The organism is Amycolatopsis dendrobii (assembly GCF_014145675.1).
Classification (GTDB): Bacteria; Actinomycetota; Actinomycetes; order Mycobacteriales; family Pseudonocardiaceae; genus Amycolatopsis; species Amycolatopsis dendrobii.
On the sequence record NZ_JACGZW010000004.1, the window covers coordinates 640,894 to 667,590 of the forward strand.

Below are 26,697 nucleotides of genomic sequence, written 5' to 3' on the forward strand. Positions count from 1 at the left end.
GGACGAAAGCGTCCATCGAAAGGAACCACCCATGCTGCGGGCCCAGTTCGTGCTCTTCGACGGGTTCGACCCGCTCGACGTCGTCGCTCCGTTCGAAGTGCTGGCGGCGAGCGGCAAACTCGCCGTCGAGCTCGTGAGCGCGGACGGCCCCGGCGTCGTGCGCTCCGGCGTCCCCGGGCTCGCTCTCACCGCGACCGCCGCCTTCGACCCGGACGCGGTCGGCTACGTACTCATCCCCGGGGCCGCCGGCCCGGTGGACGGCGATCCCGACACGGGCGTCGAGACCATTCCGGCCCTGTTGTCGCGCTTCGCTTCGGGGGATGCGAAGCCGTTGCTGCGGCGCGCGTTCGACAATCCGGACAACACGGTCGTGACCATCTGCGGCGGGTCGCTCGCGCTGGCGATGGCCGGTTTGCTCGAGGGCCGCACCGCGACGACGCATGTGCTCGGCATCGACCAGCTCAGCGCCGCCGGAGTGAACGCCGTCCGCGCCAGGGTCGTGGACGACGGCGATGTGATCAGCGGCGGTGGCGTTACTTCCGGTCTTGATGTGGCTCTTTACGTGCTGGAGCGCGATTTCGGTTCGCACGCCGCGCATGCCGTCGAGGAGCTTTTCGAATACGAACGCCGGGGTACCGCTTGGAAAGCTGAGCGCGACGGTGTACTCCAGGGCAGCACTAGCGGTGTCGGTGAAAACGAGTGAACGCTTTCCTGCTGTCGATTCACGTGTTAGCGGCCATTCTCGCCATCGGCCCGGTCGCCGTCGCCGCGAGCATGTTCCCCAGCGCTGCCCGGCTCGCCACCGACGACCCGAAAAAAGCTGCCACGCTGCAGGTTCTCCACCGCACGACCCGCGTGTACGCGGTGCTCGGCGCGCTCGTCCCGGTGTTCGGTATCGCGACCGGCGCCCGGATGGGCGTGCTGGGGGACACGTGGCTGATCGTCTCGCTGATTCTGACCGTCGCCGCCGCCGGAATCCTGATCGCAGTGATCCTGCCCGGTCAGAAACGCGTAGTCGACGCACTCGGGGCAGAGAAGCCGGTGACCGTTCGCCTGGGAATGACGACCGGCGTTTTCAATCTGCTCTGGGCGGTGGTGGTCGTACTGATGATCTACCGTCCCGGCTCGACGACGGGAGTCGGGTTGTGAGCCCGCGACGGATTCTGGAGATAATCGGCGCGGTGGAATTGACGACGCTGGTGCTGATGCTGGGCAATATCGTGACCGTGCATCAGCCGCAGGTCTCGCAGGTGCTCGGCCCGGTGCACGGATTGGCTTATACGGCAACGGTGATCGCTGCCGTGCTGGTCATGGGAGGCCGTCATCGGACCTGGCTGCTGGCGCTGATTCCGGGAATCGGCGGTCTTCTCGCGGCACGGGCTGCTTCGCCCGTGCGTCAGGGAACCGAGCGCGACAGGTGGCACTAGGTTCACCACGAGACCGGGCACGGGCTTCATGGCACCGTCCTCACCCGGTGCCTTAGCGTCATGCCATGAAGATTCCCGCCGGACTGAGCCGTGCGGTCCTCCGGGCGCGGCGGGACACCGGCTTTCTCGCCGCTGGGGTGCTGCCGCACCTGGCGCTGGTCCCCGGGTGGGCCTGGGCGGCGGCGACCGTCGCCAGGACCGGGAGCTGGCTCCTCGCGGTTTCCGTGCCGGCCGCCCTGGTCCTGCTCGGCTCCCCGGTGCTGACGGCCGTTCAGCGCGCCCGCTACCGGGTGCTCATCGGCGTGGACGTCCCCCGGCTCGCCGCCGCACCGGAACAGCGGACGTGGGCCTCGACCGCCCGATGGCTCGCGGCGACGCGGCCCTGGCGCAAGATCGGCTACCACCTCCTGCTGGGTCCGCCGCTCGCGCTGCTGGAGCTGCTGGTGCTCGCGGCGGCAGCGGCGTGCCTGGCGGGCGTCACCTCCTACGCCTGGGCATGGGCGCTGCCGACCGGAATCCGCCAGGACTGGTTCGGCTACCTGACCCAGCTCCCGGCTTACACCGCGGCTGGGCTCCTCCTCCTGTGCGCGCTGCCCTGGACCGCGAGGGCAGCGGCCCGGGCCGAAACGCGGCTGGCGTCGGGCCTGCTCGGGCCCAGCCGTGCGCAGCGGCTGCAGGAGCGGGTCGATCAGCTGGCCGGAAGCCGGACCGAGCTGATCGAGGCCGTCGACGCGGAGCGCCGCCGGATCGAACGCGACCTGCACGACGGCACTCAGCAGCGGTTGGTGTCCCTCGCGGTCAACCTGGGTCTGGCCATCGCCACCCGCCCGGACCTGCCGAGCGACGCCCGCGAGGTGATCGAGAAGGCGCACCTGGAGGCGAAGGAAGCGATCGCCGAACTCGACGACCTGGTGCGGGGGCTGCACCCGGCCGTACTCGAAGACCGAGGTCTGGACGCGGCGTTGTCCGGGCTGGCCGCCCGCACGCCCCTGCCGGTGCGGCTTCGGGTCGATCTGGCGGAGCGGATGGCGCCCACCGTGGAGTCAGTCGCGTACTTCGTGATCTCCGAGGCGCTGGCCAATGCGACCAAGCACGCCAACGCGATGCGTGCGGAGGTGATCGTCCGTCAGGTCGGCGAGGTGCTGCGAGTGCGCGTCACCGACGACGGGCTGGGCGGTGCCGACGCCGCCGGCACGGGGCTGACTGGGCTGGCCAAGCGGGTCGGTTCCCTCGACGGGGCCTTCCGCGTCAGCAGCCCCGCCGGCGGGCCCACCACCGTCACCGCGGAGCTGCCGTGCGCGCGGTGATCGCCGAGGATTCGGTGTTGTTGCGGGTCGGCCTGACCAAGGTGCTGGAGACGGGCGGGTTCCAGGTCGTCGCGGAAGCAGGCGACGCGGAGGGGCTGCTGGCGGCGGTGGCGGAGCACCGGCCCGAACTCGCCCTGATCGACGTCCGGATGCCGCCCGGCTTCACCGACGAGGGAGTGCGGGCGGCGATGGAGATCCGCCGCCGCTGGCCGGGGTCGCCGGTGGTGCTGCTTTCGCAGTACGTGGAGGAGCGGTACGCGGCCGACCTGCTGTCCGCGAACACCAGCGGGGTGGGCTACCTGCTCAAGCAGCGGGTAGCCGACGTCGCCGACTTCGTGGCGGCGGTCCGGCGGGTGGCCGGCGGGGGCACGGCCCTGGATCCGCAGGTCGTCGCCCAGTTGCTGCTGCGGCGCGACAGCGACCCGCTCGCGCGGCTGACTCCCCGTGAACGGGAGGTGCTCGGGCTGATGGCCGAGGGCCGCTCCAATGCCGGCATCGCGCAGGCGCTGGTGGTGAGCGAGAGTGCGGTGGCGAAGCACATCAACAGCATTTTCGCCAAGCTCGACCTGCCGGTGGCCGACGCGGACCATCGCCGGGTGCTGGCCGTGCTGCGGTTCCTTGGAGCGTCCCGGTCCTGACCTTCCCGTCGGCGATCACGATCTGCGGCTGGAGTGCCAGGCGGTGTCGGCTGCTCCGCACGGACGTCGGCCGAACGAACCGCTCGTGAGCCGTCGTTGTGGCAGGCCGGGACTTCCCGAAACGGACTGGACCGCGAGCTCCTGGTCACGCCGTGAGCTCTTCCGCTCGGCGGCCCGGCCGGGGGAAGGCCCGGGTCGCGAGAACCGCGCAGGCCGCCGCCAGCGGCAACTCGGCGAAGACGGCCATCAGCACCGCCAGCGTGAAATCCGGGCCAGGGGCAGCCGTCATGGTGTCGAACCAGGCGTCGGCCAGCAGCAGGGCCGAGGTCGCGGCGGAGCTCAGGCAGGCCCGGCGGTCGCCGCATCTGAGGAGCAGTCCGGTGGAGAGCAAGCCGAGCGCCTCGAAGCTGTCCAGACCCGTCCACGTCCAGGCCCAGTGCGAGGCCTGCGCGGTAGCAGGCAGTTCGGTGTGCAGGTAGACCAGCCAGGGAATCATCGCCAGCCCGAGCACGGTGAGAACCGTGGCCACTCGGCGAAGCGCCGAAGCGGCCGCGGTCTTCGGAAGGATCCGCGGGACACCGCTCGCCATGGCACCTGACTCCCTCCGGTGCCCGCCCCTCGGGCACGACATCAGCATGTCGTCGCGGCTTGCCCGAGGCAGTAACGCTCCTATCCGACTTGACGGTGGTCCTGGCTACACCTTCGAGCCGGCTAATCCGCGTCGCGGAGATCAGGCATATCTCTGAGCTGCCTCCGTGAAGTGATACCGAGCTTGCGAAAGATATTTCGCAGATGCGCGTCCACCGTCCGAGGACTGAGGAACAGCCGCGTCGCCACCTCCTTCGACGTGGCTCCCGCAGCGACCTCTCGGGCGATGTGCATTTCCTGCATGGTCAACCGGTCATAGGTATGCGACGAACGGCTGCGCGCCACCTCCCCCGTCGCGCGCAGTTCGTCAGCAGCCCGTCGGGCGAACGCCTCCACCCCGATCTTCGACAGCTGCTCATGTGCCGCACGCAGTTGCTCGCGCGCATCTCGACGACGGCCAGCGCGGCGCAGCCATTCCCCGTACCGCAAGTGCGCCCGCGCGATCTGCACGGAAAGCGGGCTGTCCGTCAAATACGAGAGCGCCGCGACGTACTCGTCCTCCGCGTCGTTGACCATCGCCCGTGCGCCCGCTGCGATGCCGCGGGCGAAGTTGGTCCCAGCGGGTTCCGTGCGCTCGGCCAACGCATCCAAAGCAGACCGGGCGACGGCGTCCTCCCCGCACCGCACGGCGGCTTCGATTTGCTCGGGCAGCGCGATGCCGGTGAGAAACAGGTCGCCGCTCGCGATCGCGTGTGTCGCGGCCTCAAGCGCCGCCGGGTATTCGCCGAGGCCGTTGTGCAGTACGGCCATCGCCCAGTGGGCGTTCGCGGTCAGCTGGCCGGTGCGTCGGCTCGTGGCCTCGGCGAACAGGTCGAGCACCTCCTGCCGGCGCCCGCGCATCGCCGCCAGGTGCACTCGCGGATACAGCTGCGGCGGATCGCCGAGTGCGTCGGCGATCGCTTCTTCCTCGGCGATCGCGGCCATCGCCTGGCCGAAGTTCCCGGTGAACACCGCGTAGAGCGCGGCCTGCGACAGCCCGAGCCGGACGGTCATCGGCGATCCGGTCGACTGTCCGGTCCGTTCCAGCCAGCCGACGATCGTCCGGTGCAAGTCGAGGTCCCACAGTTCGCCCGCGAGCACGGTGGCCAAGGCGGGCGTGCGGATCCAGCCCTCGTCGTCGCCAGTGAGGGCCTGCCGGATCGCCGGAACCCCGGCGCGGTGGCCTTCGGCGGTCAAGCGGACCAGGGCGGTGAGGAGGTCCGGCGGTCCGGTCGGCGGCGCGGCGGCGAGCACCTGGTCCAGCACGCCGGCGGCCCGCCCGACGACGAGGCCCATTTCCAGCGCCGCCACCAAGAACTCGCGCGACCGTCCGGGATCGCTGTCGGCGAGCAGCTGCGCGGCCCGCAGGATGATCTCCGGACCGCGAACCGCCCCGTCCGGGCCCTGGACGAAGGCGATCTGCCCGCGCAGCAGGTCGGCGGAGGCGCGTTGCGGGACCGCCAACGTCGAGGTGTCGATGCTGGTCAGAAGGTCTGCGGCCGCGTCGGTCCGGCCTGCGGCGAGCGTTGCCCTTGCGGCGGCGAGTGTGCGTTCGACCTGCTTGCCGTGGTCGAGTGACAGCGCGGCGGCCCGTTCGAGAAACGCCGCGGCGGCCGCTACGCCACCGCGGGCCTGCGCGCGGGACGCCGACACTTCCAGCTCCGCCGCGATCTCCTCGTCCGGCCCGGCGGTCGCCTGCGCACGGTGCCAGGCGCGGCGGTCGCCAGCGGTGTCCGGATCGGTCGAATCGGCTAACGCCCGATGCGCGGCTTGCCGCTGTTTCGGCTCAGCCGCGCGGTAAGCGGCCGAGCGCGCCAGCGGATGGCAGAACCGCGCGCGGGTGTCGAACTGGAACAGCCCGGACGCCTCAGCCGCGGCGCTCGCGGCGGGCACGTCGAGGTTCAGCTGCCGGGCGGCCGCCCACAGCAGGCCCGGGTCGCCGGTGGGGTCGGCGCTGGCGAGAATCAGCAGCTCCCGCGCGTCCGGGGGCAGATCCGCCATGCGAGAGAGGAAACTCCGCTCGATCCGGCTCGCGATCGGCGACGGCGTCGGCAGCGCGAAGCCGCCTGCTTTCGGCAGCTCGATCAGGGCCAGCGGGTTGCCGCGCGCCTCGGCGAGCAGGCGGTCGCGCACCCGCTCGTCCAGCATCACGGTCTTCTGCTCGGCCAGCAGTTCGCGTGCGTGCGCGTCGCTGAGCCCGCCGACGGTCAACCCGGGCAGTTCGTCGAGCCCGGGGATCGGCTCGGGGTCGCGGGCGGCGAAGACCATCGCGATCGGCTCCGCCGAAATGCGCCGGGCCAGGAACGTCAACGCCCGCGCCGACGCGGCGTCGAGCCAATGCGCGTCGTCGATCACGCACAGCAACGGACGTTCCGCCGCGGCCGTGGCCAGCAGTTCGAGAGCGGCGAGACCGGCGCGGAACGGGTCCGGCGCGCCGTCGGCCAGGCCGAACGCGATCAGCAGGGAGTCGCGGTAGGGCGTCGAGAGAGTGTCGAGATGCGCCAGGACGGGAACGCACAGCTGGTGCAGCGCCGCGAACGGCATCTCGCCCTCGAACTCCGAACCGGACGCACGGATCCGTTGACACTCTTCCGCCGTCCGCTCGACGTGGTCCAGCAGCGCGCTCTTGCCGATGCCCGCTTCGCCGCGCAGGACGAGCGCCCCGCCCTCGCCCCGCTCCGCCGACCGGACCAGCGCGAGGAGGCGGTCGATCTCGTCGGGCCGGCCGATGAGGGAGGACGTGGTGGGCATGGTCGGAACCTTAGGACAACGCGTAGGCGAAGTAGGCGATAGTCACCGACGCGAGCGCAGCGGCACCCGGGCGAAGGTGGTGACAGGTCACCTGAGGAAAGGACAATCCACAATGGACACCGTGCTCGTCACCGGCGCGACCGGAACCGTCGGGTCCGCGCTGATTCCCGCTCTGCAAGCCCGCGGCAGCGCCGTCCGTGCCATGACCAGAGGCCGCCCCGTCGACGGCGTCGAGACCGTGATCGCCGACCTGCGCGATCCGGCCTCGATCGCCGTGGCACTGAAGGGAGTCGACGCGGTCTTCCTCAACAGCCCCTCCGCGCCCGATGCCGCTGAGCTGCAGATCCAGTTCGCGAACCTGGCCCGCGACGCCGGCGTCCACCGGCTCGTGCTGCTCTCCCAGTACGCCGCCCGCGCCGATTCGCCGGTGCGCTTCCTGCGCTGGCACGCCGAAGTCGAGGCACACGTCGAGAAGCTCGGGCTCGACTACACCGTGCTTCGGCCCAACCTCTACCTGCAGGCGTTGCTCAACTTCTCCGCCACCATCGCGCAGGGATTCATCGCCGCGCCCATCGGCGACGCGGCCGTCAGCGCGATCGACACCAGAGATATCTCAGCCGCCGCCGCTGCCGTACTGACCACGGACGGACACTCCGGCCGCACCTACCCGCTCACCGGTCCGCGCGCCGTGACTCACGCGCAGATCGCCGACGCGCTCTCCGCCGCCACCGGACGGGACATCGCCTTCCACGACGCACCCGCCGACCAGTTCGCCGCCGCGCTCAACGGGTTGCTCCCGTCGTGGCAGATCGGCGGCCTGGTCGAGGACTACGCCCACTACGCCCGCGGCGAGGCCGCCGAGGTGCACAGTGCCGTCGCCGACCTCACCGGCCGCCCCGCCCGTGATCTCACCGATTTCGCCCTCGACTACTCCGCCGCGTTCGCGGCCCTCTGAAAGGGAATTCCGATGATCTACCACAGCATTCGCCTCGTCCTCAAGCCCGAGGTCACCGCCCGGGAGAGGGCCGAGGTCACCGCGAAAATGCGCGAGCTGTTCGACCGGATCCCGGCGATCAAGGCACGCGTTGTCGGCCCTGATTTCGGCGGGAAGTACGAATTGGGCGCCGTCCTGGTGGTCGAGGACATCGAGGGGTACGCGGAGTACATGAACCATCCGGCACACCTCGAACTGGACCGGCTGGGGCTGCCGCTGGTCGAGGAGTTCATGTCCTCCGACATCACTGACGACCCGGACCCGGAGATCGGCGAGAAGATCGCCGAGGTCCACCGGATCCGGTTCGAGAAGGTGCCGGACATCGCGGACCTCGTCTCCGGGCTCGCCGAGTACACCGGCAGCGCGGCACCGGGGAAGCACGGCCACTGACCGACAGCGACGCGGCCTGCGCCGCGGATGTTCGTGCGGGGAACCCTGAGGGAGTCTGCCTCTCTCCGGGTTTCCCTCACGGACCTCGGCGGAGCCGAAGAGCCACGCGGGCAGGAGGCAGCGCCCGCTGCGTTAATTCGTTGGCGCGCGGTCCGGCCCGCTGGGTAAGCTGACGTCAGTTGTCGCCGTTCATCGGAGAGGTGCATTGATCTTCTGAGGTGTATAGACACCGCGAACCCGGGCTCTTCCGCCCGTCGCGCGTCTGGCCTCGGATGACGGCACCCTGAATCCGTCCTCGCCGCGCCGCGGTGTCTCCGCGTTCTTGTCCACTCGCGAACGGGGAGTTACGCCTATGTCTTCCTCCATTGTGTGCGCGGACCTCGGTTTCGCCTGGCCGGACGGCGAGGTCGTCTTCGACGGCTTCTCCGTGGCCATCGGCGAGGGCCGCACCGGATTGATCGGCCTGAACGGGTCCGGGAAATCCACCCTCCTCCGGCTGATCGCCGGCGAACTGCGGCCGACCGCCGGCTCGATCAGCGTGTCCGGCGAACTCGGCTACCTGCCGCAAAACCTGATCCTCGGCGCCGAACGCCGCGTCGACGACGTGCTCGGCGTGGCGGAGGTGCGCTCCGCGCTCGCCGCGATCGAGCGCGGGGACGCTGACGAGAGGCATTTCGCGACCGTCGGCGACCAGTGGGACGTCGAGGAACGCACCCGCGCGACGCTCGATCAGCTCGGCCTCTCGCATGTCGCCCTCGACGCGCGGGCGGGGGAGCTGTCCGGCGGCGAGTTGATCCTGCTCGGTCTCGCCGCGCAGTTCCTGCGGCAGCCGGACGTGCTCGTGCTCGACGAACCGACCAACAACCTGGACCTGCGGGCCCGGCGGCTGGTCGGCGAGGCGGTCCGGGCATGGAAAGGCGTGCTGGTGCTGGTATCTCACGATCGCGAGTTGCTGCGCCACGTCGACCGGATCGGCGATCTGCGGTCCGGGGAGGTGACCTTCTACGGCGGAAATCTGGAGGACTACGAGGCAGCGGTGGCCGTCCAGCAGGAGGCGGCTTCGCGGATGCTGCGTGCCGCGGAGTCGGATCTCAAACGGCAGCAGCGCGAGCTGATCGAGGCGCGGACGAAGCTGGACCGGCGCGCCCGGTACGGCCGGAAGCAGTGGGAGAACAAGCGCGAGCCCAAAGTGCGGATGCGCAAACGGCAGGAGGACGCGGAAATCGCCGCGGGCAAGCACCGCACGATGCATCTCGACAAGGTGGCGGAGGCCAAGGACCGGGTGAAGGAGGCGGAGGAAGCGATCCGAGCCGACGACGAGATCCGGATCGAGCTGCCGGAAACCTCGGTGCCGTCCGGAAAAGAAGTGCTCACATTGTCCGATGTGGAGCTTCGCAACGGGCTCGCGGTGAACCTCGCCCTGCGCGGACCGGAACGGATCGCGCTGGTCGGTCCGAACGGTTCCGGCAAAACCACGCTGCTGCAAACGATCACCGGGGCGATCGAACCGCGATCGGGGACGGTCGAGCTCCCGGTGCCGGTGCGCTGGTTGCCGCAACGGCTCGACGTCCTGGACGACACACTGTCCGCCGCGCAGAACGTGGCCCGTGCGGCTCCTTCCGCGTCGAACAACGAGATCCGCGCTCAGCTCGCGCGGTTCCTGCTGCGCGGCAGCCGGGCGGACCAGCCCGCCGGAAGCCTTTCCGGCGGCGAGCGTTTCCGGGCCACGCTGGCGACATTGCTGCTGGCGGAACCGGCGCCGCAGCTGCTGTTGCTGGACGAACCCACGAACAATCTGGACCTGGCCAGCGTTCGGCAGCTGTCGCAGGCACTGAAATCGTACGCGGGCGCGCTGATCGTGGTCAGTCACGATCTCCCGTTCCTGCGCACGATCGGGGCGACGAGGTGGGTGCAGCTCGGGTCCACTGTGGAAGAAACAACGGTCAGCGGATCGCGGTGAGGAGCGTGACCGCTCCCGCCGCGATCAGCGCGGCGGCGAATCCCGTCCCGCCGCCGAGATCGGCGATCGTGCTGAACACCGCGACCCCGCCGCCCGCACCGATGGCGAACCCCGCTTCCTGCGTCGCCCCGGCCGCTCCGGCGTGCTCGGCGGTCGCGGCCTCGAACAGCGCGGTGGTCGCCAAGGTGCCGATCGCGCCGTACCCGAATCCGACCAGTGCGACCGGAAACACCGTGTGGCTCAACGGGACCGCCGCTAGTCCGGCAGCTTGCATCACCAATGCGATGGACGTTGCTGTCCGGCTGCGCAACCAGGTCAAGCTGAACGGCGCGACCAATCCGCCGACCGCGGTGGCGACGGCTTGCGGAGCGAGCGCGAAACCCGCCTCGATCGGCGTTTGCCCTTGTGCGTGCTGGAGTTCGAGGCTGACGAGATAGAGACAGGCCGCAGCCGTCGCGGCGGAAACGACGATCCGCGCGAACGCCGACGCGAAAGCCGGCCGCAGAAACAGCCGGACCTGCAACAACGGCTGCCGAAGCCGAAGCTGTCTGCGGACAAACACAATTCCGGCGATCATGCCCGCCGCGACGCACACCACCCCGCGTACCGGTGCGACGGTGGTTTCCTGCAGCCCGTACACAATCGCGCCGATCGCCGTCACCGACCACAGCAGACTCGGGATCTCCCATCCGGCAGCCGCTTGTCCGGCCGATTCGGGCAGCAGCCACACCGCCAACGCGATCGTAAGCACCGCGAGCGGCACCAGGGCGAGGAAAACCCAGCGCCAGCCCGGCCCTTCCGTCAGCACTCCGCCGACGACCGGCCCCAGCGCGCTGCCCGCTCCCAGCACGGTGACCCACATACCGTTGGCGAACGCGAGATCCCGCCCGGAAAAGAGCGATCCGATCGTGCCGACGACCCCGGCGAGAATCAACGCGCTGGCCACCCCGAGCAATCCGCGGCACACAATGAGCAACGCCGAACTGGGGGCGGCCGCGGCCACCGCGTTCAGCACCGCCATCGCACTCACACCAAGCAGCAGCACGCGCTTCCGCCCGTAGCGGTCGCCAGCGCGAGCCGCCCCGACCATCGCGACCGCCAGCGCGAGCGGGTACACGTCGACGATCCATGCCCGTGCCGGCGCCGACACCTGCAGTTCGTCCGCGATCCGCGGCAGCGCTGTGTTGACCATGCCGAGGGCGAGACTTCCGCCGAGGACCCCAGCCAGCAAAGGAATCAGCACGAGCCCGCGCCGCGGCTCCACCCGGGTCAACGCCATGCGACGATCCTGTCCGGACACCCCCGCGATCGACAAGTACGGACTTTACCGTCCAGTACTCACCGAATGGATAGTGAGGAGGCCGGATGCGCCCGCAAACGGAAAAGGCCGTACGAGCGTGGCGAACAAGCTGCGCCGCCGAAATCACGACGATGGTGCTGGGCGGCGCGTGGAAGCCGAGCATTCTGCACGCACTGGCCGAACACGGCGTGCTGCGCTTCGGGGAACTCTCGCGCCTGCTGTCAGATCTCACTGACCGCGTCCTGACGCGCCAATTGCGCGAACTGGAATCCGACGGCCTGCTGCGCCGCGTGGTGTACCCGCAGGTGCCGCCGAAGGTGGAATACAGCCTGACGGAACTGGGCGAGAACGCGCAGGAGGTGCTGAACGCGATGGCGGCGTGGGGCCGTTCCTACGCCTCGCACGCCGCGGAGCAGCGGTAGTTTCTCCGTACGATCATGACCATGAGCGAGCGGAACGACCTGCCGAGCAACTGGGGCCGTTGGGGCGCCGACGACGAACTCGGCACGCTGAACCTGATCACCGACGAGGTCCGGGAACGAGCCGCGCGGGAAGTCCGCACCGGCCGCTCGGTGTCGCTGGCGGTGCCGATCCAGCCGGCCCCGGTGCTCAGCGGTCCCTTCCCGCCGCGCACCGCCGAGGAATCGCCGGTCCAGCAGATGATGCTGTACACCGGAAGCCCCGCGATCGCGTACGCGGACGCCCTGACCGTGACGAACCACCACACCCTGTCCACGCACCTGGACGCGCTGGCGCACATCCCGCAAGACGGGCAGGTGTACCCCGGCCGCCCGGCGAACGAGAGCGTCACGATGGGCGGCGTCGTGCACGGATCGACCACTGCCTTCGCCGCAGGCATCGTGACCAGGGGCATCCTGCTGGATTTCGCCGCCGACGGCCCGGTTCCCGGCGACCGCGCGCTCACCGCACAGGACCTCGAGGCCGCGGAAGAACGCTTCACCGTCCACGTCGAACCCGGAGACGCCCTCGTCGCCCGGTTCGGCTGGGTGCGGACCCGATACCGCGGCAACCCCATGCCCGGCATGACCCTCGACGCGGCGCGGTGGATGCATGAGCGAGGGGTGTCCTTGTACGCCGGGGATCTCTCGGACGCCTACCCGCCGGTGAGCTCCCCTCCCGCGATGCACGGGGTGGCCCTCCCGCGGCTGGGGATGCCGTTGATCGACGCCGTGGACGCCGACGAACTGGCCTCGGTTTGCGCGGAGCTTGGGCGGTACAGCTTCCTGTTCGTGGCCGCACCGCCGCGGATTCTCGGGCTGACGGGAGTGCCGGTCAATCCGGTCGCGGTCTTCTGAGCGGGTTCGCGGTGCCCCGACGGTCAGATTCTGCTGGCTGGAAGGGCATTGCTTACGAGCCTTGCGCGCAGGGACGGCTTTGCTCCGCACCCGCGGGCAGGCGGGTCTTCTCGGCCGGAGTGAAGTCCCGGTCGTTGATGCCGCACAGATGCCGCATCCAGGCGGCGCCGTCGAGCGGGACCGCAGGGCTGCGGCCAGGTATGGTGTCCAGGAACAGCTTCCCGTTCTCGACCGACCGGTGCTCCGCGAGATCGCCGAGCTTCGCGTCGGTCACCAGTTTGTGGTCGGGCCAATGCCACACTTGGAAGTCCAGGGTGGCTTCCCCGAACAGGTACTCGCCGTCGATGCCGTGCAGGGTATTCATCGACGCGGGCATCGTCGGCAGCATCCGGTTCGCGTTCAGGTCGAGCAGGACCACGCCGCTGCCCACCCCGTTGACCATGGCCGCGAACGAGCCGGTGGGGTCGATGGCCGGGGTGCCGGGAAAGAAGTCCGAGCGGAACGTCTCGACCGCTTTCCGGCTCGGGAGATCCCAGACCGCGGCTGTTTTCCCGCCGTAGACGAAGATCTGCCCGGGATGGCCTGGCCTGGCCTTCGCCTCGGCGACATCGGCTTGCGTGGTCAGCGGCAGTGGCGCCGCGGTCTGCTGCCCGGTGGCCGGGTCCCAGAACGTGGCCGTTTTCGCGTAGACGACGACCGCGTTCTGGCCAGGGACGGCGATGACCGTGCCGTTCTCGTTGGGGGAAGGGCCTCCGGGGAGCGGCGCTTCGTGTTCGAGGGCGAGGTCGTCCGCCCGGTAGGTCCGCAGCATGCCGTTGCCGACGGACAGGACGTGTTTTCCGCTGGCGTCAAAGGAAAGCGCGGTCGGCGACGGCACTGAGACCTGCTTCAGCACCTGCTGGTGCGCGTCCAGGAGAGCGAGTTCTCCGGTCTTGGTGCGGGCTGCCCAGCGCTGGCCGTCCGGGGACCGGGCGGACGGGTTCCACGAGGTGGTGTCGGCGGGCTTGGCGTCCGTCGTGGGCACCGTGCTGAGCTGCATCGACCCGTTCCGCACGGTCAGCGCGGTCAGCCGGCCGTCCGGGGCGGGGAGGAGGACCGGGGTCGGCGAGGTGCTCGCGGTCGCCCAGTTCACCGTCACTGTGGGATCGGCGAACAAGTACCGCTTCCCGTCCGGCCAGTGCACGGCGCCCAGCGGTCCCGCTCCCGGTCTGTTCAGGAGCACGAACTGTCCGGTGAGGTCGGTGTCCAGGCTGGAGCAGTCGACGCCGCTCGCGAGCTGCCCCAGCCGGGTGCCGGAGAGGTCGACGAGGGTGGCTGTTTCGGGGTCGCAGGCGGCGATCTTCCGGCCGTGGTCGAGAAGGACGCCGCGGCCGAGCGACCGGACCAGCGCACCGGTGGCGGTGTCGCGCACTACTGCCTCGGTTTTGGCGTTGGGATCGCTTGGCTGCTCGAACAGGACCACTTGGCGTCCGTCGTCGGTCGGGTACACCGTGTTCACCATGCCCGTCGCCAGGGTGGCGGGCAGCGTCGTCGCGGCCGCGCGGCGGGTTCGGAGATCCCAGATCTGGAGATGCCGGGGCCGGGCAACCTCGTTGGGCACTCCCGCGAGGTACCGGCCGTTCGCGCTGAACGAGACGGATTGGAACGCTGTCGCGTCGTCGGCACGGAGGACGAGCGGCGGGGCCGGGCTGTCCAGATCCCAGATCTTGACCCCGGGTTCGTTCCCGGACTCGGCGAGCAGACGGCCGTCCGGGCTCAGCTCCAGAAACGAGGTGGGGTTGACGGCAAGTGCGCGCGACTGGGGCGCGGGACCGGCGAGCCCTTGCCAGAGCGAGACCGGGGTCGTCGGGTCAGCGGATTTGATGATCAATCGCTGACCGTCCGCGGTGGACAGGATCCGGTCGGTCGGAGCGATGTGCTGAGGCGGAAGGATCCGGTCGATCCCCCGCCAATACAACTCCTGCTGCAAAAGCGCACCATAGGCGTCGCTGCTGTGCGGGTTTTCCCGCCAAGCCGCCTGCGCCATCTGCAACGCCGAGGTGTCCTGGCCGTTCGCGTCGCGCAAGGATTCCTGGGCCAGGAGGATGGCGTTGGCGGTGTGGAGATTGTCGTTGATCGTCGCCTGGTTGCGCAGCACCACCACGGTGAGCACGCTCGCGGCCAGCGCCAAGGTCAGTGCGACGGCGGTGACGATGCGCCAGCGCCGGATGCCGCGTCGTTCGGCGGCGTAGCTGCGTTCGACGTATTCCTTGTGCGGCGCGGTGATATCCGAGCCGCGCTGGGCGAGCCATTGCCGGGCGGTGGCGAGTGCCGCACCGCGGAGCAGGCCGCCGTGGTCTTGGCCGGACTGCTCCCACTGGTCGATGTCCTGGCGCAGGTCTGCTTGCCAAACCAGGAAATCCCGGTCTTCGTCCAGCCAACCCCGAAGCTGGGGCCAGTAGTCGATCAGCGCTTGGTGTACCAGATCCGCGCGTTGGTGTTCGTCGAGCACCACGAGGCGGCGGGCAGCGAGTTCGTGCGCGATGTCCTGGAGTTCCGCGTCGAGTTCGGCCAACCGGACCGAACGCCGGGCGAATCCCGCTTCGCCGTCCGGTCTCGCGAGCTGGACGAGCAGCCTGCGTGCAGCGTCCTTTTCGGACGGACGCAAGGCTTCGAGTGCTTCGTCAGCGGCCTGGCCCAGCGCCCCGGGCACCCGGCCGAGTTCTTCGTACGCCGCGTGGGTGAGCCAGCCGCCGTGCCGTTTCTGCCAGAGCCGTTCCAGCACCAGCGAAACCAGCGGCAGTGTTCCCGGCTGGTCCATCGCGTCGTCGAGGATGCGCTGCACCAGGCCGGCTTCAAAGGCGAGGCCGCCGACCGCGGCGGCGGGCCCGGTGATCGCCTCGGCCAGCTCTTCGCGGGACATCGGCTCGAGGAAGCGGACGGCCTTGTTCAGCCGGCCCGCGGTCTCGCGCGTGATGAGCGCGTCGAGGGACCGGGCGCGCAAGGTGAGCACGACCCGCAGCGGAGCCGGTTGGCCCGGCTCTCGTCGTTGCGACGCGATCATCCGGGTGAGCAGTTCGAGCAACCGGCGCGCCCCGTCGCGGTCCGCGACCACGATCTCCTCGAACTGGTCGACGAAAAGCACTGCGGCACCGTCGGAGACCAGCGCGTTCGCCGCTGCTCGCGGGTCTTCCACCGGTTGCCCGATCGCGGCGGCGAACATGGCGACCGGTTCGGTTGCGGTGTCCGGGCGGATGTCGAGCACCCGCACGCCCTCGCTGCGCAGGCGCGGCAGCAGACCGGCGCGGACCAGCGACGACTTGCCCGAACCGGACGGACCGGCCACGACGACGAGGTCCTCGCGGGCCGCCTGCCCGGCGAGTCCGGCCAGTTCGGCGTCGCGCCCGTGCAGCAGCGGGGCATCGCGTTCTTCGAGGGGTTTCAGCCCGCGGTAAGGGTTTTCCGCCGCGACGGTCCAGGTGTCGCCGAGTGCGGTGGCGGGGATGAGGTGCGCGGTGGTGTCGTGGCGGTTGGCCCGGGTGACGACCATGCCGACGACGCCGTCCGCGTCGTCGTCCCACACCGGTGCGCCGCTGAACCCGGGCTCGATGCGCCACTGCCGCGCGTCGGTCTCGACCTGGATCCGGCCGGTGCTCTGCGCGCCGAGCAGTTTGCCCTCGATCCAGATCCCGGCTTCCTGGTCGAACGGGAATCCGAACGTGCGGAACGAATGCCCGCGGACGTCGTCGGTGATCCGCGCAGGAGCGGGCAGCGCGCCGGGCGGGGCAGGCGCTTCGAGCCGGAGCACCGCGATGTCGCCGGCCCCGTCCTCGCTCTCCGGCTGCCAGTCGACCACGCGCGCCGGAACCCGGGAAGCCTTTGCCAGCAAGGGGAATTCGACCTGTACGAGGCTGTCCAGGAGCGGGGCGTCGCGGCGTTCGCCGAGCGCGTCGGCCACCACGTGCGCACACGTGGCGACCCGGCCGGGAGCCACCAGGAAACCGGCCCCGCCGACTCCCGCCGCCCCGCTGATCCGGACGACCGCCGCGACGAGCGGATCAGCGCTCATGACGACGGCGCGGTCCACTCCATGCTGACCGTGAAGTTCGCTTCGCCCGCGGTTTTGGCGATCGCCAGGTTCGCCTCGCCGGTGACCTTGATGCCGAACTGCAGGCTGATCTTGGACGGTTGCTGCTCCATCGCCCGGAACTCGGCGAGCACGGCCTCGGCGGCGGGCCGGACGCGCCGGAGCGCCTCCTGGACCGACTCGGACGCCTGCTCGACCGACGGACCGCGGCCGACCGGCTGGTTTCCGCTGGCCGCACGGCTTCCGCCGTCAGCGGGATCGGTCTCGAAAAGAATGGTGTCGCCGTCGCCGACCGGCATTCTGACCCACTGCGTCATGGCCTCGGTACCCCTTCGGACCCGCGATCGCTTCGTGCCGGTCAGTGAAGCACAACGGGCGGGCCGGGGAGGGCGGAATCGAAGAATCCGCGTTCGGCCCCGGGGCGTTCGGCGCAGGCGCAAGCAGCACGCGACCGGGCCGAGGAGAATGGACAGCCGCAGGCGGCCCGGTACAGCGAAACCACGGCTCGGCCGAATGAAGCAGTCATCGTGAGGGCAGCGGGAACCAAAGATCACCGAGGCGCGACTCTTGCCGCGCGCCCCGAGCAGGGGCCCAGCGGGGCCACGCTTCGGATCTCCCGCTGACGACCAGGCCCGGCTTCCTGGCGAACGGTGTTCGGCGAACGAACACGCCGAGATAAGGTGCACCGGTGGACCCCAAGGAACGACGCGCGGCGCGGCACCAGCCACCGAAACCCGGAACCGCTCCGAAGCCCCGGCGGCGCACGGTGCCGATCACCGTCGAGCAGGTTGTCGACGCGGCGTTGGAGATCATCGCCACCGAGGGGTACGAGGCGTTGTCCATGCGCCGCGTGGCCGACGCGCTGAACACCGGTCCGGCCTCGCTTTACGCGCACGTGGTCAACAAGACCGACCTCGATGAGCTGCTCATCGCGCGGCTGTGCGCGAAAATCGTCCTGCCGAAGCCGGACGCCGCGAACTGGCGTGAGCAGATCCGCGACGTGTGCGCGCAGTTGCGCGACCTGTACCTGGCCTACCCCGGGATCTCCGGCGCGGCGTTCGCGGTGGCGCCCACCGACCTCGAGACCGCGCGGCTCAACGAGGGGATGCTGGCGATCCTGCTGAACGGCGGCGTCCCGGCGCAGGCCGCGGCATGGGGCGTGGATTCCCTGCTGCTTTACGTGGCCGCTTACTGCCTCGAGACGTCGATCGTGCAACGGCGAGTGGAGGAGAAGGACGCCGTGTGGGTCGTCGGGCGGGACGAGATGCAGCGGCGTCTCGCTTCGCTGCCGGCGGAGGATTTTCCGTATACCGCGAGCCATGCTGTCGAGTTGACGGCCGGTGAGGGACATGACCGGTTCGACTTCACGCTCGAGGTGATGATCGACGGTCTGGCGCGCCGCTAGGCGGACGCGGAGGCGTTCCGGCGCAGGTCAGGGCCCTCTTTGACCGGCTGAAAACACATCTTGCCCACCTGGGCGGGGTTTCGTGCGCGTTGACAGGAACACTGTTCGTTGGTAGAACGGTGTTCGTGGAAGCACGGACAGAGCGGCCGGTGGCGACGATCTCCCGCGGCCAGGTGCGCGGCACGGCCGAGGGAACCCTCGCGGTCTTCCGCGGCATCCCCTTCGCCGCGCCGCCCGTGGGCGACCTGCGCTTCGCGGCGCCGCAGCCGCCCCGTGCCTGGGAAAACGTCCTCGACGCCGAGGCATTCGGGCCGATCCCGGTCCAAGCGGAGGTGCCCTCGTCCGCGGTCGCGCCGCCGCCGAGTCCGTTCGACGACGGGCGCGGCTGTCTCACCGTGAATGTCTGGACCGCCGATCTGTCCGGCGCCCGCCCGGTCATGGTGTGGATCTACGGCGGCGGCTACCTCGCGGGCAGCGCGGCCGATCCCGGATATGACGGGGCGGTCCTCGCTCAGGAAGGCGTCGTCGTGGTGACCTTCAACTACCGCGTCGGCGTCGAAGGGTTCGGGCAGCTCGCGGGGGCTCCGGCGAACCGCGGGCTGCTCGACCAGGTCGCGGCCCTCGAATGGGTCCGGGACAACGTGGCCGCGTTCGGCGGCGATCCCGGCCAGGTCACGGTCTTCGGCCAGTCCGCGGGCGCGGGCGGGGTCGCCGCGCTGCTCGCGATGCCGTGTGCGGCCGGGCTGTTCCACCGGGCGATCGCGCAGAGCGTGCTGGGCACGTTCGTCTCGCCGGAGTTGGCGGCGGATGTCATGGCCACGATCGCGGCGAGTGCCGGGACCACGGCCACCGTCGAGGGGCTCCGTGATATCTCGCTGACTGCGGCAGTCGACGCGCTTGATATACGAGAGCACGCCGGCCGCTGGGGCGCTTTCGCGTACGGGGTGACGCCGTTCTCGCCGGTCGTCGACGGCGACGTTCTTCCTGCCACGCCTTGGCAGGCGCTCCGGAACGGGGCTTCCCGGGACGTCGAACTGATCGTCGGACACACCCGCGACGAATTCCGCAAAATGCTCGCCGGACGCGGACTGCTCGGCCGGGTCACCGAAGAAATGACCACAGGCGCACTCGCCGCGTTGGCACCGGACGGCTACCGCGCGGCTTTCCCGGATGCGACGCCAGAGCTGCGCTACGAAACCCTCCATTCCGACTGGCTGTTCCGCATGCCTTCGGTGAACCTCGCCCGGGACCACACCGGCCGCTCGTATCTGTACGAGTTCGTCCTCGAAGCACTTGGATCCGGCGGGGCGCTCGGCGCTTGCCACGGCGCCGACGTCGCGTTGACGTTCGGCAATCTGACGGGCCCGCTGGTCGAGAAAATGCTGGGACCGCAACCGAATGCGGAACTCACCGCACTCTCGGCGGCGATGAGAGCGGCGTGGACCGGCTTCGCCCGCGGCGCGGGTCCCGGATGGGGCGAATTCGACGCCGCGTGGACGACCTGGGTGATCGGCGCCGACCCGATCGTGCGGTCCTATCCGGAGCAGGTGTCCGCGAACCTGTGGGCAGGTCACGACTTCCCGTGCCTGCCTCTTCGATCCTCGGCCCCGGGCCGGGAAGGGATTGACTCATGAAATCGGTCCGGTTCAGCACCTTCGGCGGCCCGGAAGTCCTCGAACTCGTCGACCTCCCGGATCCGCGTCCGGGGCCTGGCGAGATTCGGATTTCGGTGCGCGCAGCGGGAATCAACGCGAGCGACTGGAAGAAACGCCAGGGCCTGATGGACCAGGAACTCCCGCAGACCATGGGGCACGAGGCGGCGGGCGTCGTGGATCGACTCGGCGATGGCGTCACGGATGTCGCGATCGGCGACCGCGTGTTCGGTTTCGCCGCTTCCGGTGGCGCACAAGCGGAATTGACCGTGTTGTTCTGCTACGCGCCCATCCCGCCGTCGCTCAGCTTCGCCGAGGCGGCCGCATTGCCCGCCGCAGCCGAGACGGCCGCGCGTGCGCTTGATCAGCTCGGCGTCGAGAGCGGCACCACAGTGCTGGTCAACGGTGCTTCCGGCAGCGTCGGCGGTGCCGCGGTTCAGCTCGCCGTGGCTCGGGGCGCGCGAGTGATCGGCACGGGAAGCACTGCCACGCATGACTTTCTGCGCTCGCTCGGCGCCGAACCCGTTGCCTACGGACCTGGTATGTCAGATCGGGTCCGTGCACTCGCACCGGAGGGCGTCGACCTGGCCCTGGACGTTGCCGGAAGCGGCGTCCTGCCGGAGCTGATAGTGCTCGCGGGCGGCCCGGAACACGTCATCACCGTCGCCGACTTCGCCGGTGCCCAGGAACACGGCGTGCGCTTCAGCCGCGGTGACGGCGGGCATGCGCTTTATGTGCTGTCTCAACTCGGCGAGCTGGTGGAAGCCGGAAAGTTCACCCTGCCTGTCGGGCAGACGTTCCCGTTGTCCGAGGTCGCGGAGGCGCACCGGGTCGGTGAATCGGGCCGGGTGCGCGGAAAGCTTGTCCTTCTGCCCGGTTGACGGGCCAATTCACTCGAGAGAACCTCATGAATCCTGACTTCTCGCCGACCGGGATCGCCCGGCCGGCTCCCCGAAGCGCGCCCGGAAAACCCCAGCACCGCTGGCTGACGCTCGTCGTGCTGAGCCTCGCCCAGCTGATGGACATCCTCGACTCCACGATCGTCAACATCGCCCTGCCGAGCGCACAGCACGACCTCGGATTCCCCGCCGATGACCGGCAATGGGTGCTGACCGGCTACGCGCTCGCGTTCGGGAGCCTCCTGCTCCTCGGCGGCCGGCTCGCTGACTGTTTTGGACGGAAGCGGCTGTTCCTCGTCGGCGTCGGCGGGTTCGCGGTCGCCTCCGCTGTCGGCGGTGCTGCCGGGAACTTCGCGACGCTGCTGGCCGCGCGAGTCGGCCAAGGCGCGTTCGCCGCGATGCTCGCCCCGGCCGCATTGTCCTTGCTTTCCATCACTTTCGCCGACGACGCCAAGGAACGCGGCCGCGCGTTCGGCATCTTCGGCGCGATCTCCGGTGCGGGTGGCGCCGTGGGATTGCTGCTCGGCGGCGTCCTCACACAGGGCCTGTCGTGGCGGTGGTGCCTCTACGTCAACCTGTTCATCGCGGCGGTCGCGTTCGTCGGCGGGCTGATTCTCCTGCGCGACGGTGATCGGCCGCAGCGCGTCCGGCTCGACGTCGCGGGCACGGCCGCGGTGGTGTTCGGCCTGATCGGGATCGTTTTCGGCCTCGGCACCGCGGAACGGAACGGCTGGCACGACATCGGGACGCTCGGACCGGTGCTCGCGGGCGTCGCGCTCATCGCCGCGTTCGTCGTCATCGAACGTCGCACCGCCCGTCCGCTCCTGCCGCTGCGGGTGATCCTCGACCGGGTCCGCGGAGCCGCGTACCTGACCTTGGGGATCACCGGGACCGGGATGTTCGCGGTTTTCCTGTTCCTCACCTTCTATCTCGCGAACACGCTGGGGTTCGGCCCGCTGCGGACCGGCGTCGCGTTCCTTCCGATGATCGGCCTGGTCATGGCGGGAGCGGTGTTCTCCGGGGCGGTGCTCCTGCCGCGCTGGGGACCTCGGCCGATCGTCCCGCTCGGCTGTCTCCTCGCCGCCGCCGGCATGGCCGTCCTCACCGGAATCGGCGCGGATTCGAGTTACGCCGCGAACATCCTGCCCGCCCTGCTCGTCACCGGGATCGGCTTCGGATTCATCTTCGGTCCGGTGCAGAACGCCGCGACCAGCGGCGTCCGGGAGCATGACGCGGGGGTGGCGTCCGCGTTGGTGACGACGGCCCAGCAGATCGGCGGGTCGATCGGGACCGCGGTGTTCAGTTCGCTCGCGACGTCCGCGGTCGCCGGGTACCTGGCTGCGCATCCGACGACCGGGACCCTCGCCGAGGCGACGTTCGCCGGGTATCACCTGGTGTTCTGGATCGCGTCGGCGGTATTCCTCGGCAGCGCGGTGCTGTCCGCGCTGCTGTTCCGCAGCGGTCCCTTGCCGTTGCCTGCTGACCCGGCGGCCGAGCGCCTGGTCGTCGGGCAGACACCTGTCCTGGAGCCGTACCGCCCGTACGTGCGGCGGCGCACAACGCCGTGCGCGAGGGGCGCCTTGTTCCGCGCGTGGCCGCGGCGATCTCTCCGCTCGGGGGCGAGCCGACCGCCGTCGATGCGGCCGGGCGCCTGCGGCGGCGAACCGCGCAGTCGCCGCGGGCGCCGGACCGAGTCGCGGAGGCGGGCAGCAAGCCGCCGGCCATGTCTTCGATGCAGTGCTCGCGCCGATCTGTCTGCGGGCGGCTTTCGGCTACGAGCCGCGGCCCCGGAGATGGCGGCGCTGATGGACCGAGCGCTCCCAGCTTTGTCTGCTTAGCCGTGGGTCGTGAGGGAAACACAGACGTTGTACCGTCCCTGGCAGCGGTATACCGCGGTCTCGTCCCTGATGCCGGGGGAGGTGCGGTTCCGGCCGGATACTCACTCGAAGTGCCCGTGCACGGACAGGATCCCGGCGGCCTGACCGTGCACTTCCCGAACCGGCGTCCTCCGCCGAACCTGCGGAACCGCCGGTTCAGCAGAAGCACCAGAAGCCTGGACAGTTCACGGTCCGATGGGACGGCCCGCCGCAATAGACTGGACCGCGTGACCGGCCAGGAGCTTCTAGCCTTCCTTCGCGAACTGCGAGCGACCACCCCGTGGCCGGTGGCCGTCGACGACGCCTCGGTGAGATGGCAGCTCAGCGGATTGACCTGGCAGGCCACGGTGATCGTCGATCCACGGCGCTGGCTGGGGGTGGAGTTCGAGGCGAGGGACCCGGCGACCGGCAAGCTTGTCACGTACGACATCGACACCGATCTCTACGACATCTCGCACGACAAGTACCGCGAGTTCGCTGCGGAGATCGAACGCGACATCATCGAGTTTCTCGGCAACCTGCGGACGGGCGCGATGCTGCGCGGCACTGACGGCGCGCTCGTCTTTCCGCTCGACGGTTCGTGGATTCGCGTCGTCCGGGGGCGGTTCCTGACCAGCGCGTCCACCCACGCCGACCTCGCCGAGGCCCGGCGCGATGGCGACTACGTCGTGGTTCGGTGACGGCGCTACTGGTATCTCACCGGGTTGCCGTTGAGACCTCCGCCGTCGCACGGCCAGGGTCCGTCGTCCAGCGGGCCGAGCCCGGTGTCGCGGAAGATCAGCAGGTCGCTGCCCAGGCTGAAGACGACCTGCCCGTCCGCGAGCAGCAGGACCCGGCTCATCACCGCGCGCTCGTCCTCGCTGGCGAAAAGCACGCGCAGGTAAAAATCCGTATCGACGGCGATGAGCTGTCCTTCTCTCCAGAACACGGCCGTGCCGTTGCGGTCCAGCGCCGGGTACGTGGTGTAGTAATCGCGCAAGAGCGGTCCGCCGAACAGTGTGCCGTCCTCGGCCAGGCCGCGGAATCGCGAACGTAATCGGCGAATGTTTTCGGATTCGGGACCGCGGATGCCGCCATTTCGATCGATCAGCAGCAATGCGTGACTGGGCCACTGTTGTACGGCCGTTCCGGCGCGGTCGTATCGCGTGGTGCGGAAGATCCCGTAGCCCTGTTCGCCGATCAGGAATTCGCCGGGTGCCGCGATGGCGCAGCGGCAACGCGGGCCCGGCGGGGTCCGGGCGAGCACGGTCCCGTCGGCGAGGTCGAGGAAGAAGGTCACGCCGATCCCGCTGCCGTCGTCGGCGAAACCGGCCGCGACGCGGTCCGCGGAAATCAGCAGCGGCTGCCAATGCGCCGCCGCGAGGGTCCGGGGCTCCGGCGGCACGTTCGGGCGGGTCTCGGGAGGGCCGGTGTCCGCCGGCTTCAGCGAGCCGACCGGAATGGTGGCGGACCAGAGCGTCCGGCCGTGCTCGTCGTGGCGGGCGACCCGCGGCAGGTGATCGGGCGGTACGACGCGGAACGGGTCGGCGGGCAGCCACGACCCGCAGAAACCATTCGCCAGCAGGACAAACGCGCCGAGATGCTCGTGCGGTTCGTGTTCGAGCGCGACCGAGCGGACGACCCTGCCGGTGAGGTCGAGTTCAGTCAGCACGCAGCCGCGCGCGTCCCGGCGGGCGATCCACACCGTGTCGTTGGCGCTGACCAGCGGTGGGTACGGATGGCCGTCAGCCCGGTGTTGCCACACCACCGCCCCCGACAAGTCGAGCGCGGTCAGCACTGTGCGGGACAACTCGTCGCCGTCATATGAGGTGGCGACGAGCGGGCCGTCCGGACCGGGCGCGGCCACGCCCCAGATCTGGCCGGGCAAGGCGATCGTCCGCGGACTGCGCTCCATGCTGGCCCTTTCGCCGATTGGTCCCGTTTTCGACGATAGCCGTGATCGGCGAACAGTTCTCGCGCAACCGGCTTGATTCCCGCTATCATTTCCGGGCTAACGTCGAACTGTCGGTGGTCTGGCTCAGAAGCGCGACCGAAAGAATGAGCAGCAATGCTCCGAATGGCCGGGCGAGCGCGGTGCGGCCGGGACGGGCTAATCCCTTTTGTCGAGCATGGAGTGGGTGATCAGCTGTCATGAGAAAAGCTGTTGTCGCACTGATGTGTGTTCTTGCCCTGCTGGGGATGGGTTCCGTCGCGAACGCCGATCCAGCGCCGTCGAGCACGGTGAGCATCGCCCCGGCCACCGTCGCGCCAGGCGCGGCCGTGACCTTCTCGGTAACCCTGTCGAACGCGGACGCCGACCCGCTGAAAGGCGGCAAGCTGGGCCTCGGCGTGGCGAACGGCGCGATCAATCAGCTCTTCGACGTCAGCACCTGCGCGTTGTGCTACCAGGCCGGAAACACCATTCGCTACGACGTGGGCGACGTCCCGGTCAACGGCAGCAAAACCTTCACTTTCTCGATCGGGGTTTTCGCCAACGCACAGCTCGGCCAGTATGTGATTGAGCACCAGTTCGTCGGAGACAATTACTCCTACGAGACGGTGGAAGGCCCCACGGTCACCGTGTCGCGATAGCAAGCAGGGAAGCCCTGGGGGAATCCGATTCCCCCCCGGGCTCCCTCGCGAACCCGGGTGTTACGCGGCGGCGCCCTCGATGTGCGCCTTCAGCAGCTCCAGCCCGGGCTGGATGCGGGCCGGGTCCTCGACCGGGTGCGGGCCCGCCGGTTCGGTGGGCGGGACCAGGCGCTCGAACAGGCGGCAGAACAGCGTCGTCCCGTCGCCGAGGTCGAAGGTGGTGAAGGTGGCGATCGCGTGCATCGACGGCGCTAGCGTTCCGTCGTCGAGCACGTCGCGGCCGACCACTGTCCAGAGCTTGCCCGGGACCCGCGCGACGACGGTGTACAGCTTCGGCTTTTCGTTCAGGTCCGGCACGATGGTCTCGAGCAGCACGTCGCCCATTTCCGCGGGGACGTCCGGGGTGCCGCGGCGTACTTCGGTGCCGGACGCCATCGGCAGCCATTTCGGCAGGTTAGACCAGGTGGTCGCCCAGTCGTAGACCTCCTGCGCCGGGCGGTTGACCACGATGCGGTTCTCGACGAAGCGGATGTTCAGGTTGTCCGGAATCTGCCGAACGTAGAGGGCTGCAGACATGATTTCTCTCCTTTTCGGGGTTATTTGGGGGAATGCTGTCCGGTCATGAGGGCGCCGAGGTCGTCCGGTTCGAGGAACGACGGCGGCGGGGGCGGGCCCCAGCTGAAGAGGCCTTGCGCGCCTTCGAAAACCTCCGGCGTCCAGATCTCGTCCTCGGGGACGCAGTCCATGTCGGAGTAGTACTCGCTGAAGTTCCCGGCCGGGTCTTTGAGATACCAGAAGAAGTTCGAACCGGCGTGATGGCGGCCGAGGCCCCAGACGTGCCGGTCGGGATGGCCGTTCAGCATCGCGGCGGCACCGCGGCCGACGTCGTCGATGTCGTCGACCTGCCACGACGTGTGGTGCAGGAAGTTCACCGGGGCCGCGAGCGCCAGGACGTTGTGGTGATCGACCGAGCAGCGCAGGAAAGCGCCCTTGTGTCCGATGTAGTCACTGACCTTGAAGCCGAGCGCCTCGGTGAAAAAGCGCATGGTGGCGTCGAGATCGGTGGTGCCCACCACGCAGTGGCCGAGTTTCTTGGGCAAGACCGGGCCGGTGCGCACGACGCCGGGCGCGCGGCCGGACCGCTCGATGCGGCCGGGTCCGTTGTACGGCGTGGCCAAGACCGGTCGCTGCGTGATCCGCGGTGAAATCTCCACGCGCACGGTGAATCCGGAGACCGGTTCGATCGCGCAGACGGCGGTGCCGGACTCGGTGCTGACAACGCCGAGCCGGTTCAGGCGCGCCGCGGTCCGGGCGAGGTCGTCGGTGTCGTCGACTCCCACGCCGAGTTCGAGCAGTTGCCGGTAGGGCGCGTGCCGGACGCGCAGCTGTTCGCCGCCTTCGAGGGTGGTGAAGGATCCGTCGCCGACGTGGGTCAGCCCGAAATCCGCGTAGTAGGCAACGGTTTCCGCGACGTTCGGCACGCCCATCGTGACCCGGGTCAGCCGGTGCGTCCCCAT

General features: G+C 69.6%; 24 protein-coding genes. 16 read left to right on the forward strand and 8 right to left on the reverse strand.

Annotation, left to right across the window (positions count from 1 at the left end):
* The first annotated feature begins 31 nt into the window (after positions 1 to 31).
* From H4281_RS14770 to H4281_RS14790, 5 genes are all read left to right on the forward strand, one after another.
* A complete protein-coding gene (locus H4281_RS14770; protein WP_220507177.1) occupies positions 32 to 703 on the forward strand; it encodes a DJ-1/PfpI family protein in 672 nt (223 codons plus the stop codon).
* The gene (locus tag H4281_RS14775; protein ID WP_182891450.1) at positions 700 to 1,149 is read left to right on the forward strand and encodes a hypothetical protein; all 450 of its coding nucleotides are present in this window, start codon (positions 700 to 702) and stop codon (positions 1,147 to 1,149) included. Before H4281_RS14770 ends, H4281_RS14775 begins: the two co-directional genes overlap by 4 nt.
* Before the next feature lie 32 nt (positions 1,150 to 1,181).
* Positions 1,182 to 1,427, forward strand: coding sequence for a hypothetical protein (locus H4281_RS14780; RefSeq protein WP_312872115.1), 246 nt, complete (start codon positions 1,182 to 1,184; stop codon positions 1,425 to 1,427).
* 65 nt (positions 1,428 to 1,492) lie between these two features.
* Positions 1,493 to 2,734, forward strand: a complete 1,242-nt coding sequence (locus H4281_RS14785; protein WP_182891452.1) for a sensor histidine kinase — start codon at positions 1,493 to 1,495, stop codon at positions 2,732 to 2,734.
* A complete protein-coding gene (locus tag H4281_RS14790) occupies positions 2,722 to 3,372 on the forward strand; it encodes a response regulator (RefSeq protein ID WP_182891453.1) in 651 nt (216 codons plus the stop codon). The genes H4281_RS14785 and H4281_RS14790 overlap by 13 nt, the downstream gene beginning before the upstream one ends.
* 145 nt (positions 3,373 to 3,517) lie before the next feature.
* On the opposite strand, the gene H4281_RS14795 is transcribed toward H4281_RS14790, so the two are convergent.
* Positions 3,518 to 3,961: a hypothetical protein gene (locus H4281_RS14795; RefSeq protein WP_237596820.1), complete on the reverse strand. Its 444-nt coding sequence runs from the start codon at positions 3,959 to 3,961 to the stop codon at positions 3,518 to 3,520.
* A 122-nt stretch (positions 3,962 to 4,083) separates the two neighbouring features.
* Positions 4,084 to 6,750, reverse strand: a complete 2,667-nt coding sequence (locus tag H4281_RS14800) for a helix-turn-helix transcriptional regulator (protein ID WP_182891455.1) — start codon at positions 6,748 to 6,750, stop codon at positions 4,084 to 4,086.
* A gap of 112 nt (positions 6,751 to 6,862) precedes the next feature.
* Here H4281_RS14800 and H4281_RS14805 point away from each other — a divergent pair, with 112 nt between their 5' ends.
* The 3 genes from H4281_RS14805 (at position 6,863) to H4281_RS14815 (ending at position 10,094) form a co-directional block, all read left to right on the forward strand.
* Positions 6,863 to 7,705 carry an SDR family oxidoreductase gene (locus H4281_RS14805; protein WP_182891456.1) on the forward strand — a complete coding sequence of 281 codons (843 nt, stop codon included), beginning with the start codon at positions 6,863 to 6,865 and terminating at the stop codon, positions 7,703 to 7,705.
* Between the two features lie 12 nt (positions 7,706 to 7,717).
* A complete protein-coding gene (locus H4281_RS14810; protein WP_182891457.1) occupies positions 7,718 to 8,134 on the forward strand; it encodes a Dabb family protein in 417 nt (138 codons plus the stop codon).
* 352 nt (positions 8,135 to 8,486) lie between these two features.
* A complete protein-coding gene (locus H4281_RS14815) occupies positions 8,487 to 10,094 on the forward strand; it encodes an ABC-F family ATP-binding cassette domain-containing protein (RefSeq protein WP_182891458.1) in 1,608 nt (535 codons plus the stop codon).
* Here the strand turns inward: H4281_RS14815 and H4281_RS14820 are convergent.
* Positions 10,078 to 11,373, reverse strand: coding sequence for an MFS transporter (locus H4281_RS14820; protein WP_182891459.1), 1,296 nt, complete (start codon positions 11,371 to 11,373; stop codon positions 10,078 to 10,080). The two genes, H4281_RS14815 and H4281_RS14820, sit on opposite strands and share 17 nt — an antisense overlap.
* Positions 11,374 to 11,459: 86 nt before the next feature.
* Here H4281_RS14820 and H4281_RS14825 point away from each other — a divergent pair, with 86 nt between their 5' ends.
* Both H4281_RS14825 and H4281_RS14830 read left to right on the forward strand, forming a co-directional pair.
* Positions 11,460 to 11,816, forward strand: coding sequence for a winged helix-turn-helix transcriptional regulator (locus tag H4281_RS14825; protein ID WP_182891460.1), 357 nt, complete (start codon positions 11,460 to 11,462; stop codon positions 11,814 to 11,816).
* 21 nt (positions 11,817 to 11,837) lie between these two features.
* Entirely contained in the window at positions 11,838 to 12,710 is an 873-nt protein-coding gene (locus H4281_RS14830; protein WP_182891461.1) for a cyclase family protein, read from the forward strand.
* 52 nt (positions 12,711 to 12,762) lie between these two features.
* Here the strand turns inward: H4281_RS14830 and H4281_RS14835 are convergent, their stop codons facing one another.
* Together H4281_RS14835 and H4281_RS14840 are read right to left on the reverse strand one after the other, a co-directional pair.
* The gene (locus tag H4281_RS14835; protein WP_182891462.1) at positions 12,763 to 16,758 is read right to left on the reverse strand and encodes an nSTAND1 domain-containing NTPase; all 3,996 of its coding nucleotides are present in this window, start codon (positions 16,756 to 16,758) and stop codon (positions 12,763 to 12,765) included.
* Positions 16,755 to 17,093, reverse strand: a complete 339-nt coding sequence (locus H4281_RS14840; protein ID WP_182891463.1) for a CU044_2847 family protein — start codon at positions 17,091 to 17,093, stop codon at positions 16,755 to 16,757. The genes H4281_RS14835 and H4281_RS14840 overlap by 4 nt, the downstream gene beginning before the upstream one ends.
* A 371-nt stretch (positions 17,094 to 17,464) precedes the next feature.
* Here H4281_RS14840 and H4281_RS14845 point away from each other — a divergent pair, with 371 nt between their 5' ends.
* The 5 genes from H4281_RS14845 (at position 17,465) to H4281_RS14865 (ending at position 23,289) form a co-directional block, all read left to right on the forward strand.
* Positions 17,465 to 18,181, forward strand: a complete 717-nt coding sequence (locus H4281_RS14845; protein WP_182891464.1) for a TetR/AcrR family transcriptional regulator — start codon at positions 17,465 to 17,467, stop codon at positions 18,179 to 18,181.
* A gap of 125 nt (positions 18,182 to 18,306) precedes the next feature.
* Positions 18,307 to 19,815, forward strand: coding sequence for a carboxylesterase/lipase family protein (locus tag H4281_RS14850; RefSeq protein ID WP_237596815.1), 1,509 nt, complete (start codon positions 18,307 to 18,309; stop codon positions 19,813 to 19,815).
* Positions 19,812 to 20,714, forward strand: coding sequence for an NADP-dependent oxidoreductase (locus H4281_RS14855; protein ID WP_182891465.1), 903 nt, complete (start codon positions 19,812 to 19,814; stop codon positions 20,712 to 20,714). The genes H4281_RS14850 and H4281_RS14855 overlap by 4 nt, the downstream gene beginning before the upstream one ends.
* Before the next feature lie 26 nt (positions 20,715 to 20,740).
* The gene (locus H4281_RS14860) at positions 20,741 to 22,570 is read left to right on the forward strand and encodes an MFS transporter (protein WP_246411777.1); all 1,830 of its coding nucleotides are present in this window, start codon (positions 20,741 to 20,743) and stop codon (positions 22,568 to 22,570) included.
* A gap of 266 nt (positions 22,571 to 22,836) precedes the next feature.
* On the forward strand, positions 22,837 to 23,289 hold the full coding sequence (locus tag H4281_RS14865) for a hypothetical protein (RefSeq protein ID WP_182891466.1): 453 nt from the start codon (positions 22,837 to 22,839) through the stop codon (positions 23,287 to 23,289).
* Positions 23,290 to 23,294: 5 nt separating this feature from the next.
* Here the strand turns inward: H4281_RS14865 and H4281_RS14870 are convergent, their stop codons facing one another.
* Positions 23,295 to 24,503 carry a hypothetical protein gene (locus H4281_RS14870; protein WP_220507178.1) on the reverse strand — a complete coding sequence of 403 codons (1,209 nt, stop codon included), beginning with the start codon at positions 24,501 to 24,503 and terminating at the stop codon, positions 23,295 to 23,297.
* A 284-nt stretch (positions 24,504 to 24,787) separates the two neighbouring features.
* Here H4281_RS14870 and H4281_RS14875 point away from each other — a divergent pair, with 284 nt between their 5' ends.
* Positions 24,788 to 25,180 carry a hypothetical protein gene (locus H4281_RS14875; protein WP_182891467.1) on the forward strand — a complete coding sequence of 131 codons (393 nt, stop codon included), beginning with the start codon at positions 24,788 to 24,790 and terminating at the stop codon, positions 25,178 to 25,180.
* 60 nt (positions 25,181 to 25,240) lie between these two features.
* Here H4281_RS14875 and H4281_RS14880 read toward each other — a convergent pair whose 3' ends face one another.
* Together H4281_RS14880 and H4281_RS14885 are read right to left on the reverse strand one after the other, a co-directional pair.
* The gene (locus H4281_RS14880; protein ID WP_182891468.1) at positions 25,241 to 25,756 is read right to left on the reverse strand and encodes an SRPBCC family protein; all 516 of its coding nucleotides are present in this window, start codon (positions 25,754 to 25,756) and stop codon (positions 25,241 to 25,243) included.
* 20 nt (positions 25,757 to 25,776) lie between these two features.
* Positions 25,777 to 26,697 (reverse strand): VOC family protein, encoded by a 921-nt coding sequence (locus tag H4281_RS14885; RefSeq protein WP_182891469.1) that lies wholly within the window; start codon positions 26,695 to 26,697, stop codon positions 25,777 to 25,779.